Origin of the sequence: Flavobacterium gelatinilyticum, from assembly GCF_027111295.1 — a bacterium.
Lineage (GTDB): Bacteria > Bacteroidota > Bacteroidia > Flavobacteriales > Flavobacteriaceae > Flavobacterium > Flavobacterium gelatinilyticum.
Genome location: NZ_CP114287.1, coordinates 544,615 through 557,997, shown reverse-complemented (window position 1 = coordinate 557,997; position 13,383 = coordinate 544,615). Strand labels below are relative to the sequence as shown.

Genomic DNA, 13,383 nt, shown 5'->3' with positions numbered 1-13,383 from the left:
ATGGCTATCAAATTAAATAAAGATGAAAGTGTTTTTAGAAATGAGCTTCTATTTACTGCTGATGCTAAAGCGATCAACATTGACTATACAATGGTTAATTTGTTTATGTTGTTACGCCATGACGGAATTAGACCTAAACAGAGAAACAGAGCTAGTGAAAATGCTTTTATAGATATTGATAAATTGAAAAAAGCTTTCTCGGTTCTTGAAGAAGAAGGTTCGATTTCTGGGTTCACTGAAAATTCTGATGCAATAGAAATATGGATGCGCACCAATCTAGTGAACATGGTAAACAGAGGTAATTTGGATAAAGAAAAAATATCCTCTTTAAGACCAATACATTTGGAAAGTTACCGTGTCAGAAATGCGCAAAACACCCGTGATTATTTTACTGCGGATCAGGTTTATTTGATGTTGGGACAAAATCCTCAAGTTAAAGATGATTTGAAACAGTTTCTAATGGAAGGTTGGGACAAAACTACGGATACCATAAGTAATACAAGAACCTTAGATGTTGATAGTCTTGGTATTTTACATTTGATAAAAAAGGTCAGACCCGGTTTTATTGAAAGCTCTTCAACGTTAAATCAGATAAAACCGATTCTGAGTGAACAAGCAGAATTGTATTGTGATGATGTTAGACGCCTTTTAGTTTATAAAAGAGAAATTCCAAGAAATGTATTGATTGATTATTTGAAGACAATTACTTCCTTTCATTTGTCTTTGTACATTCAAAAGTTGATTTATTTATTACCTAAAATTTTAACTGAAGGTAAATTTGACATAAAAGACGACTGGAGCATTGTACTAGATAGTACCGATGATTTTGAAAGTAAAATTTCTAAAGTTGCTATTGAGGATACCGATAAAATGTATAACTCTATATATGATTACATCAAAGCTACTTTTCAGATTAATGCTGTACTAAAAAAGGAAAATTTGGAGAAAAATAATTCTAAACATTTGGACAGGGCTTTAGAGGTTTTAAAAAATCCACCAAATGATTTTGACCTTTATTTTCAAGTGCTTTGGAATAACATTCAAAGTACGTTAGATGATGAGGATAAAGAATTATTGAATTCTATGGTGAAATATGAGACCAATTATTTTGACAAATACATTGAATTACTTGTAAAAACACGAGGTCCTTATCAATATAAATACCATGTTCAGTTTATTGATAATTTGTCTCAAAAAAATAATGAGAGAGGATTTATTGCTCAAGGGAGAAGTAAAAAGCACCCAAGACGATTTGTTTTGGGAACAAGATTATTGGAAGCTTTAGTACAAATTCAAGTTTTACACAGAGAAGGTGACGGATTTATCACAAAGAGTTTATCCATAGAAGAATTGACAGAAAAAATAAAAGAACGATATGGTTTGATCATAAATGGATTGTCTGAAACCAGATTCAAAGATTCGGATTTGAATACCCATTTGGCATTTAAAGAAAATGTAGAGGCATTCAAACAAAAATTACGACAAATAGGTTTTTATAATGATTTGAGTGATGCCTATATTTTACAAAAAATAAGACCTCGTTACGAACTAAAATAATATTCCATGGAGCTTACAAAGATTAATTCTTATTATCAACATATAATAGATCTTGTGATATCATTATATCATAATGAGTTTATTTCTGCCAAAGCCGGCCACTGTATGAAAATAACTGGTTTTGGCAATAATGAACTTTTATATCTATGGGATGAACTATCCGAAAAATATCCTAGCATCAATACTTTTATTGTTTCTGAAGAAAATACAGGCAAGCATTATATTTCTGCCACTAAATTAATTGAATTTAGAAACCAACAGGAAAAACCTTTGTTGGTTCTTATACCTTCTAATAGTAGAACTGCTGCTGAAGACTCCTATGGTAATGCTACTTTTAAAGAGATATCTTTAGAGGGTATTGAAATTAAGTTGAAAGAAGAACTGATTGCAAAAATACCTTTGGATAAAAAACGCACATTCCAGTCTGTATTTAGTTATTTGTCTGTTAACAAATTAGAAACGTCCAAGGTTATTGATTATTTGATTGCCCTTGAAGATAGTCAATATAATTCCAAGAGTATGGGCAAGAATCTTTATCAGTTAGATTTATTGCCTGATGAAGATTTATTAGAGAATGAAGAATTAATATTTTCAAGATTAAATTTTAACCAAAATAGTATTAATTTATTGAGTTCGTTCAATAGACCCTTATATGATAGAATTAATGAATTACCTATTGAACAAGATACTCTTCAAAAGGATTTTATTGATTTTTTCAGAAGTGAAAAAGAGGTAAAATCAAAAGAGCGTATTTGTGAATTAATATCTTCATCATATTCAAATTTAAGTTTTGATAAATGGTCAATTCCAAATTTAAAATTTGACAAAGTTAATTTGTTTATTAATGAAATCAGATCAACGGATTTTTCAATTGAAGAAGGACGAAAAGTGCTTAAAGCTAAAGAGAATGTTAAATCCAATATTACCATAAGATATACAACTAGTCCATTACCAAAAAATATTGAAAATTTAAAATTTTTTAAAATTGTTTTAATGTCTGTTGATGGGGGTTCCGGGGAGGAAGTTACTACTTTACGAAAAATAAAAAACAGTAATGCTAACACGCCTTATAGAGAAGCTAAAATTGAATTAAATCCTAATATGTTTGATGAAGGTTCTTATTTTTTGAAAGTTTTGGCAGAGGATGAACACGGTAATATTTTAAATTCTAATGATGATTTTAAGGATGCCCCGATTCAGAAAGCATGGGAACTAGAAGAGAAAAACCTTGACACTAAAAAGAATTACAGATTCAAGTTGTCTTGTGACTCTGATGATTTCGATTATTTCTTTGACGAAAATCCGGAAAAAGAGGAAACCCAACGTAAGGATAAATTAAACAATGTCTTACAAGCTTTTTTCAAGTATAATATTGAGCGTTTAAAGAATGGTGATCTTATTGAATCACCTCTTCCAAGTGATTTGTCGAACGTTTGGTTAAATGATGAAAAGCCTAAACATATATCTACCTTCCATATTAATTATTCGGCAAAACATAATTATCAAATCAATTTATCTACTAAGTTACGCTTACTAGAAAGTGAGTTTTTGAAACATAGCAATCAGTTAGGTCATATTAATTGCTCTTTAAGTAATAATATTTCTTTTGTTGGACTACAAGGTATAAGTTTTGAAAAAAGTGAATTAACTGATATTGCTCCAAAAGAACTTATTCAGCTAAGACATCAGCTTTTTGAAGCTATTAAAAATTCAAATGAAACTGCTAATGGTATTATTGAAACCAGTAATGTATATCTTTTTAAAGCAACGATTAAAAGCTATTTAAAGGTTTATAATGAGTGGTTATTACAATTAAAAAGTAATCTTTTTAACGAAGAGTTGAATGAAGATGAAAAAGAAACTGTAAAACATTTTTTAAGTGAAATTCAAATTTTAGATTTAGTAAAAGTTAAAACCAAGCTTCCTGACGGAAGCTCCGTTTCCTCTTTACTAATGTCGCCTTTGCATCCTTTGCGATTATCGTGGGTTTTACAATTAACTGAACTGTTTGACAACTGGTATCAAAAAACTATAGATTATAATGTCCATTTAGAGGAATGGGGACAACTTGAAGAACTATTCTTAGGTAGTTTGTCTCCAGAAATAAATCCATTGGTTTATGTGGAACCTGGTACTTTCAAGAATTATGATTATGCCGGAGAGCTTTCTTTTGGATGGGCTATCTATTTTGATAATTTTAACGTTAGTAACAATGAATCTTTAGTACCTGTTACTCAGCAACTAAAACACTATTTTAGAACGCTATTTAATATTTCAACAGACAATTATGTTGAAACAGACATCAGTAAAAAATTGGTGGTTAGGCATGTGAAAAATTTCCTGCTTCAGCATCCATATACTGATAAGTTGGTAGTGAATTTATTCAACGTTGGTGATGCCAGTATATTTTCAGATTCTTTTGTTGAAATAGGCAAAAATCCAGATTATATGGAAATCAAATTTGAAGTTCGTATTTTCATTGGAGGAGATTCTATCATTGAACATGGTAAAGCATTAAAGAATTTATTAAATCCAGAAACTAATATTTCTGAAGAAGCCGAATTATTTTCTCAACCTTCTAAAAACAGATTGTTTCCAAAATTAAGATTCTCTATTAATAATATTAATGAATACTTACAGGGTCCATCAAAATATGGTGCTCACTTAAGTTTCTTGGTTAATCCATTTGCAGTTAATGTAACTCTGTTCAAACCTCATCGTGATATAAAATCGTTTTATTTGAATGGTTTATTATTGGAGCATTCTATAGAAGTTGAAGAAGTTGATGATAACATCAAATGGAACAGGTATATTGATGTTGATGTAGTTGGCAATTTTAGTCAAAATCTTTTGTGTAGTTCTTTATTTGCATCGCTGCAATTTTTTGTTGCTGGTTCTTTAGCCATAAATTCAACTGAGGCAATTCCATCTATTGAATTAAGACTTTCCAATAGAGATAAAGTATTACTTTCACAATTGCATGAGTTTTCTGATTGGGTTGTTACTTTTGATAAAAATTTGGGTCCGCAATTTTTTGATCAACCTTCAAAAGATGGAAATATACCATTTCTTTTAGATTATGTTCCTGGAGAGGAAATATCAGGTATATCTTCTTTCTTAACTACTAAACCATCATCAGAAGTACTGGGTTTATTGGGACCGCATTTTGAGGAATTTAATTTGAATATACACAACCCTGAAGATGAAAAGAAAATCAAAGTAATTCTTGAAGATCTACGGGCTGTTAGTGGTTCGCTAGTATTACAATTAAACTCTACTAAGAATAAGGCATTTGAAGTAATTGGCTCTGCATTTACTAAAAGAGTATTAGAGAAAAAAGGTTTTCTCGAAGAAGCGGTTTTAGTCCCAATTGATTTACATCAAAATATTTTTGAAAATCTTTCTTCTAATTCAAAAAGCAGAGCTGATAATCTGCTATTTTCAATTGATAAAGACAAACGCGAAATTTCTATTTCGATTATTGAAATAAAATGTCGAAAATCTATCGGAGTTGCAGAGAAGGAAGATTTAAAATTGAAAATGAGAGAACAGATAGAAAATACTATTCTGGCCTTAAGACATCATTTTGACCCAAACAATTATACATCAGTAGACAGACTGGATCGAGAAATAAAAAATAAGGAGTTTAAAGCATTGCTAAGTTTTTATATTGAAAGAGCTTATCGTTATAATTATCTTTCTGAAAATGCATATAATACTTATTGTTCTTTCCTTCAGACATTAGATAAAGGTTTTGATTTAAAGTTTAATCAGTTAGGATTTATTTTTGACTTTTCATTTGCAAAAAGACATGAAAAAGAAGTTGTTGATGACAATCTTACATTCTTTACTTTTGGTGCAAAACTAATTGAAGATATTTTAGATCCGGATTCGGATTTAAATACTACTCGATTAGAAGAGAAAGAGTTTGACAAGGAGCTAGGAATTGCTTTAGGAACAAATGAAGCTTTAAAACCCTTCTTGCAAAGATTTAAATCGAAAATTAAGCAGCAACAAGATCAAACTCCAATAGTAGAAATTCCTACTGAGAATAAGGATATTATTTTAGAATCAACTTCTTCCATTGAATTTGATGAAAATGATAATAACGACGATTTAGATGATGATGATAATATTCCTTTTGTTCCAAAACCAGATAGCCCAAATGGAATTGTAAATAAAGAAATGGATGAGGTTGTAAATAATACTATTTATATAAAGCCTGATTATGATATTATTGTTGGGAAAAGTTCAGAAAGTCCACAATTTGGTATTTTAGGAAAGAGTATTCAAAATAAAAAAATTGCTATCGATTTGAGCGAGACCAATACAATCAGTTTGTTTGGTGTTCAGGGAGGCGGAAAAAGTTATACCATTGGAACTATAACTGAAATGGTTTTGAAACAATTTTCAAATATTAATACTTTGCCATCACCACTTGCAGGAGTTATTTTTCATTACAGTGAAAGTATGGATTACGAACCTGAATTTACTTCAATGATATATTCTAATAATAATAAAACAGAATTACAGAAGTTGAAAGATCAATATGGGGCTGAACCTGACTCAATCAAAGATGTGATTTTACTAACTCCTAGAGATAAAATAGAAGATCGACGTCTTGAATATCCTTCAATTGATATTAAGCCAATCTCATTCAATTCAATGGAACTGAATGTTCAAGATTGGATGTTCTTACTGGGTGCTGTAGGTAATGATTCCGCCTATATCAAACAATTGAAATCATTAATGAGAGAACAAAGAAGAAACATTACTATGGCAGGCTTGAGTGAAAGTGTTGAGTCCTCGGAATTACTTTCAAATAGTCAAAAAGCTTTAGCCAGACAAAAATTGAGCTTTGCCAGAGAATACATTGACGACAGTTTTTATATTCGAGATTTCTTAAAACCTGGAAGATTAATTATTGTTGACTTAAGAGATGAATTTATTGTTAAAGATGAAGCACTTGGACTATTTGTCATCATGCTTAATATCTTTTCGGGTGTAAAGACTTATAATGATAAACATTTCAATAAATTCATTGTCTTTGATGAAGCTCATAAGTATATGGACAATAAAGATCTTACTGGAAATATTGTTACTGCAATTAGAGAAATGAGACATAAAGGTGTCAGTATTATGATTGCCAGTCAAGATCCACCAAGCTTACCAAATGAAATTATAGAATTGAGTAGTATTGTTCTTCTACATAAATTTAATAGCCCACAGTGGCTCAAACACATACAAAAATCGATTACGCAATTGAGTAATTTAACACCTGCCGATATGAGTATTTTAAAACCTGGCGAAGGATTTTTATGGTCAACAAAAGCTTCAGAACAAAGTATTACACTAAAACCTATAAAAGTTTCTACTCGTCCTAGAGTTACAAAACATGGAGGTGCAACAAAACAAGCAACAGGAGAGCATTAATGGTATATTCATTTTCAAATAAAGGTGGTAGAACAAGCAATCAGGATTTTTTATTTTCAAAATCAATAAATTCTAATTGCAATTTGTATATGGTCGTAGATGGTATGGGAGGTTACGAATTTGGGGATATCGCATCCAAACTTGTTGCAGAAAATATTTACACATATCTATCTACTGTGAAAGAAATTAACGAGAAAGAAATTCAAAAAGCAGTAAATAAATCAAACCTTGTAATTAAACAAAAATCGCAAGATTTCGACGCTAAAATTGGTGCAACTTTAGCTGGCATAATAGTAGTAGATAACTTAGCTTATTTCTTTTGGGTTGGAGATGTTAAAATAATTTTCATTAGAAATAAAGAAATCTTTTTTGAAAGCCATTCCCATACACTTATTAATCAAATGATTGAAAATGGTAATGTAATAACTAATTTAGATCGCTACAAACATATTGTCACTCGCTCAATTTCGGGTAAAATAAAAGACGGAATAATTGAATGTTACTCTTCTAATTTACTCAAGGAAGATTTAGTAGTAATATATTCTGATGGTGTTTCCGATATATTGGACTCTTATCAAATTAATCATGTTTTTAAATCTACTGACTCAGTGCTTGGAGGTGTTAACAAAGTTGAAACTTTGTGTAGGACTAATGCTAAAGATAATTTTTCGATGACAGTTATCCATATTTAATACATAGACTACGTTAACACATTAATGTTTTCGATGAATTTCATTTGTGTTTATTCTTGAGAGACAACAAATTATTATATTAATAAGAGGCGATTAGTAAAAAAATGTGCGGTTGAACGAATTAAAGAAAACTGGACAAAAAAGATTGGAAGAGAAGCGTAAAAGGTAATTTTTAGAGTAATTTTGAGGAATATTTGCTTTTTATTTTACAAAGAAAAAGTTACAAATAAATTTAAAGTAAAATCGTAGATTAAATCGGTTGAAATATTTTTGAAAGTATTAGAAATTCAAAAGCTGAAATTTTTAATACAGTAAATTATTTTAAAAAAAATAACAAACGGCATCAATTGGTTATTGATCAGTATTTTATACAGGTATAACACTAATAATATGGTTACATTAGAATTTAGGAGTAAATTATCAAGTGAGGATCAAGTTCTGAAACTCAATAACGGCGTTACAACCTTTATAGGTGGAAATGGTGCTGGAAAATCATCAATACTTCAGTCAATTTTTAAAAAATATATTGATGATGATGATTATCGCGTGATTTGCTTTAGCTCTGGACAAAATGAATTATTTAGTGAGCTTTTTAACGCTCACAAAAAAACAAATAGGAGATATTTAAGGGAAAGAAACGAATCTATTCAATCGTTTTATTTTAATTCTGAATGGAGCAAACTATTAATATTCTTTGCGTCTGTATTTAAAGAAGACGGTTTAGTCCGAGATTTTTTAAAAACAAGAGGTTACATTCTAATTGATGAATTTGGCACTGATAAGTCTAGTTGTTTAGATTTTAGGTTTCGAATAAGAAAAAACTACGTTTTTCAAATTAGAGATGAAATTTTAGGTGAAGAGCGCGGAACAAATGATGATGCCAATGGTAGTGAATTGGAACAAAACTTAATGCGACATACAGAATTTCACGAAACAATAGAAAATATAATATCTGTTTTTGGAATTAACTTTGATTTTCAAAATAGCGATAATTTAGTAAAAAGATGGCTGACTTTTAATTCAGAGAAGGCTTATGAAATATTCGTTCATAAAGACATTGACAAAATATTTAGCTTTTGGGCTCTATGTACTAATGGTTGGCTTTCAAATTCCGAACTCTCAGAGTTTAATCTTCGATTTGATAATGGCTTAGAGTTCAAACATCTGAGTGATGGAGAATATCAAATGCTATCTACCTATGCAATAATGGATTTGTTTGACGATGAAAATACAATTTTTTTGTTTGATGAAATCGATTCACATCTTCATTATACTAATTTGAATAAAATGTGGAATGTAATTAATAATAGTAAAGGAGTCATTATTGCAACTACACATATTTCAGAATCAATTCTTCATAATAAAATTGAAAACATAAAATTAATTGAAAATGGGAAAGTGGAAGAGAAACTCGCCTTTTTGGAGCTGTCCAAACGTTTGGACAATATAGTAGGTAAAAAAAATTATCAGTTTGAAATATTGTCCAGAGTTAAATATACCATCCTAATGGATCATGTGAATGATTGGACTATATTCAAATTTTTAGCAAAAAAAAAAATAGGACATCAAGCAGAAGCAATATTAGATCAAATTGTTCCCATAGGTAAAGAATCCAGCTTTAATACTACTACAGAAATTTTAGGATTAAGTAAGTTGTTTTTTGTTGATGAATTTTATAATGTAAACTATGGTAATAAAGATATAAGAACTGAAAATATCTTTTTAATGTGTGATAAAGATAATTTTTTAGCCAATTCAATTCACGAAGATCTAACTGTTGATATTCCTCTAAAATTTAAACATCTACGCGAATTTAATTCTAAAAAAACTTCAACCCACTTACTGTGTTGGAAGAGAAGAGAAATTGAAAATTATTTATTATCACCTACATTACTGAAAAACAAGAATCTATTAGATGAAATAAATAAGTTATATCATTTACCAAAATTGCATGAAGGGTCTACTTTAGATAATATTACAGATATAAGAGAAGGTGATTTTAAAACAATATTACGACCATTATATAATGCTGACGATACGGGATTTAATGAAGAAATGCTAAAAGAAATGATTAGTCATATTCCGTCACAAGAAATTTCTGAAGATATAACTATAGTGTATAATTTTATGCAAAATAAAATACAGGATGAATAACTGGGAAGATAAAATAGATAGAATAAAAAATATTCTAAGAAGAGATAAGGGTATAATTGGCGTAATAGACTACACCGAGCAAATTTCATGGATTATACTTCTAAAATTTTTGGATAATTATGAAATGCAAACACAAAATGATACTGTGTTAAATGAAATGGAGTTTGATTATTTTCTACCAAATCAATTTAGATGGAAACGATGGGCCGTTTCAAATATTCGGAAAAATTCATCAGAAATCGATTACTATAAAAAAAATAATGTAGTTGACTTTGTAAATAATCAATTATTTCCGTATTTGAAAGAATTGAAACATAATTGCGTTCATTCCAAATCGATAAAATATACAATTGGATCTATTTTTGAATTATTGGATAACCATATTACAAATGAACAAATTTTACAGGAAGTTTTAGATATTGTTGATACATTAGATTTTGAAGGCTATGATTTTTCGCGAACTTCCCAAGTTTATCAAAATTTGCTGACTGATTTAGGAACGGATAGTAAAAATTACCAAGGTTTTTATACTCCAATGCCTATTATAAAAGCAATAATAGAATGTATTGATCCAAAATTTGGAGAACAAATATATGATGGAGCCCTTGGTAGTGCTGGTTTTTTGACTAAAGCTTTTGAGCACATGAAGTCAAGTAAAAAAAACAATTTAACTCCATTAGATTGGAAAATTATTCAAAATGATACATTTTATGGAAGTGAAATATCCTCTACAGGTTACGTCCTTGGAATGGTAAACCTGATCCTTAATGGAATAGTAACGCCAAATATATATAATCAAGATACTCTTAAAAACACGGAAAATAATTTGCAAATTAAGGGAAAATTTGATGTAGTTGTATCTCATCCGCCTTTTGGGAAAAGTTTTTCAAAAAATAATTTTTATGATGCTACAAATTCCTTGGAATTACTTTTTTTACAACATTTTATGGACTCGTTAGGACCAGAAGGTAGGGCTGCGATAGTAGTGCCAGATAGTTTATTGATTCAGAAAAGTTACGTTTTTAATGAAGTTAGGAAGAATTTATTAGAAAATTTTAACGTGCATACGATTTTGAGTTTGCCGGGAGGTATTTTCTTGCCTTACAGTGGTGCCAAGATGAATGTTATATTTTTCGATAAAAAATCTAAAACTTCTAAAATATGGTATTATGAGTTAAAAGCCCCGTTCATTTTTACAAAAAATAGACCTGTTACCGATGCCCACTTTAAAGAATTCATTGATTTATATAAAAATGTAGAAAGACGTAACTCAACAAATAATAAAAATTCTGAATCTCCAGACGATTGGACTGTATCATTTAACGAAAAAATGGAATTTAATTTAAGTGCTAAGAATCCAAATAAAATTGTTGACTTGGAACTTTTTAAACCAGAAAATTTAATTTCACAAATTGAATCTATATCTTTTGAAGAGGAAAATTATTTAGCAAAAGTAAACCCTTCAATATTTGAACTTGTTAAAGAGGAATACTATAATTCAAATTGGGAAACGGTAAGATTATCTAATTTAGTTGAAAAGGTAAAAAATCATACTGAAATATCTAATAATGATATTGTTACATATATTGACTTACAGTCCATTAATACGCAAAGAAACAAAATTGAAGCGCCAAAAATTTTAAGTAGCAAAGAGTTACCCAACAAGACAAAAAATGGTGCTGTGAAAGGAGATATTATTTTTTCGCTAAACCGCCCAAATTTAAAAAATATCGCGGTAATTCGAGAAGATTATGAGAGGACGGTCGTATCATCAGTATTTTGTATTTTGCGACCAAATAAAAATTTGTTGAGCGCAGACTATTTATTTTATTATCTATTGTCTGAAACTTTTCAGCAATTCATAAATCCGTTGATTAAGGGAAGTGCATTTCCATCAATTTCAGAAAAAGATTTACTTAACATTAAAATATCTCTGCCTCCACTTGATTTACAAAAGAAAGTGGCAAATGAGATGAAAAATATGTTTGACACAATTAATTCGGTAATAGAATTGCAAAGTAAAAAAATCGAAAATTTAAAATTATTGCAAATTAGTATTTTACAGAAAATTTACAATTATAAAGAGTTGTAAAGAAAAGCAAACCAGTTTTCTGCCGTAGAGATTTAGAGCGGTTTTAAAAAAATTGAAAAGCAGTATAAAAAAAAAACTGCGAATCCTTGGATTTGCAGGTTTTACTGCCTTTTTTATGGGTTTTTGAAAAGATTGAAAAACTTGCGTTTCAGCTTCTTTTACCCTTTGGAGGGGAGAAGCAGTATTGAAACCTACGATGGTCAATTTAACCTGTTAATGATCTTAATATGACTCTACTTGGTACGATGCATCATTTTTATTATATTAATATGTTTCGGCGCTGATAGAGCATTAATGAATATAACAGTAAGATTTTAGAAGAGATAAAAAATTGGAGATACAGTTTCCTTTTTAATGATCAAGTAGAATTTCTTTCCAATTAAAAAAAACTTAGTTTATTCAGAAACTAAGCCTGTCTAATTAAGTTTAAAATGATTGGCTTTCAGAAAGGAAATATGTTCTTTCGTGAAATAAAATTATTACTTCGTTCCATATTGTACTATTGGTGTGTAATGTATTGGTAATCAGTTGTTATTATTTTTGAAGAAGTAGAAAAACAAAATGGCCTGCAAGTTATTGTATTGGAACATCCTTACTTGAATAAAAATAAACGTTACACTGATGCTACAAAATACAGGTGGCCAAGAGAAGGAACAAGAAATTAATACCTACAGATTGGCTTGATAGTCAATAGATACGAAATAGAAATCTACTGAAAATTAAAAAAAATGCCCTAAAGATAACTTTAGGGCAAATCAAGTAATAGATAAATATAGAATTTATTTTTTAGATTCCTCAATAGAAACTTTTCGAAACTCTTTCAAAAGTTTTTCAATTTCTAAAGTTGATTTACGAGCTCTTGCTCCAGCGGCTTTAAATCCTTTTTCAATTAGAGATTCTGACTCTGTTTTAAATGTTTCGATTTCTGCCTTGATTTTTTCAAATAGATCTTTCATGACACAATTTTTTTAATTAAGTGAGCAAAAGTAAATTTTGCATTAGAAACAAAACAATGTAACATAAAAATTGTTGTTATATATTTCCTTTTTTAATTGTTTAAGAAAATAACTAACTCAAGTCCCAGTTCTGGACTGAAATGCATTTGTAAAACGAGCAGCGCTACTAAATCGTGCTTCATCAGCTAATGCACTAACTTTATAAGTGCGGTAGGTACCAGAATTTTTAAGGAGTTCTATAAGATAGTCGCTCTTCAGATCATTTATATAGTCAACGAAACCTTTATTTTTATGATGGTAAAATCATCTTATACAGATACTTACTGTTGGATTCGAATCAGTCTAAAATTAGTTTTTTTTGATATCTTCTAAAGTATTAAAGGATCAAAAAGATTCAAGTCGGCAATAGACTTCCTTATAAGGCCAAGTACTGCTGTTAATTATATTTGAAGTTTTTCTGCATTTAAATTACATTTTTAAGAATTTTAAAAAGTGTGAT

At 29.5% G+C, this 13,383-nt stretch carries 6 protein-coding genes; 5 read left to right on the top strand and 1 reads right to left on the bottom strand.

Annotated features, from left to right (window positions below):
• The 5 genes from mads7 to OZP11_RS02385 all read left to right on the top strand — a co-directional run bounded on the left by mads7 (position 1) and on the right by OZP11_RS02385 (position 11,928).
• Complete coding sequence (gene mads7 / locus OZP11_RS02405) at positions 1-1,557, top strand: methylation-associated defense system protein MAD7 (protein ID WP_281233648.1); 1,557 nt, start codon at positions 1-3, stop codon at positions 1,555-1,557.
• Between the two features lie 6 nt (positions 1,558-1,563).
• Positions 1,564-6,990 (top strand): methylation-associated defense system ATP-binding protein MAD8, encoded by a 5,427-nt coding sequence (gene mads8 / locus OZP11_RS02400; protein ID WP_281233647.1) that lies wholly within the window; start codon positions 1,564-1,566, stop codon positions 6,988-6,990.
• Positions 6,990-7,682, top strand: coding sequence for a PP2C family protein-serine/threonine phosphatase (locus OZP11_RS02395; protein WP_281233646.1), 693 nt, complete (start codon positions 6,990-6,992; stop codon positions 7,680-7,682). Before mads8 ends, OZP11_RS02395 begins: the two co-directional genes overlap by 1 nt.
• A 390-nt stretch (positions 7,683-8,072) precedes the next feature.
• Positions 8,073-9,836 (top strand): AAA family ATPase, encoded by a 1,764-nt coding sequence (locus tag OZP11_RS02390; RefSeq protein ID WP_281233645.1) that lies wholly within the window; start codon positions 8,073-8,075, stop codon positions 9,834-9,836.
• Complete coding sequence (locus OZP11_RS02385) at positions 9,829-11,928, top strand: N-6 DNA methylase (protein ID WP_281233644.1); 2,100 nt, start codon at positions 9,829-9,831, stop codon at positions 11,926-11,928. Before OZP11_RS02390 ends, OZP11_RS02385 begins: the two co-directional genes overlap by 8 nt.
• Before the next feature lie 779 nt (positions 11,929-12,707).
• On the opposite strand, the gene OZP11_RS02380 is transcribed toward OZP11_RS02385, so the two are convergent.
• Complete coding sequence (locus OZP11_RS02380; protein WP_281233643.1) at positions 12,708-12,884, bottom strand: histone H1; 177 nt, start codon at positions 12,882-12,884, stop codon at positions 12,708-12,710.
• Positions 12,885-13,383 lie beyond the last annotated feature (499 nt).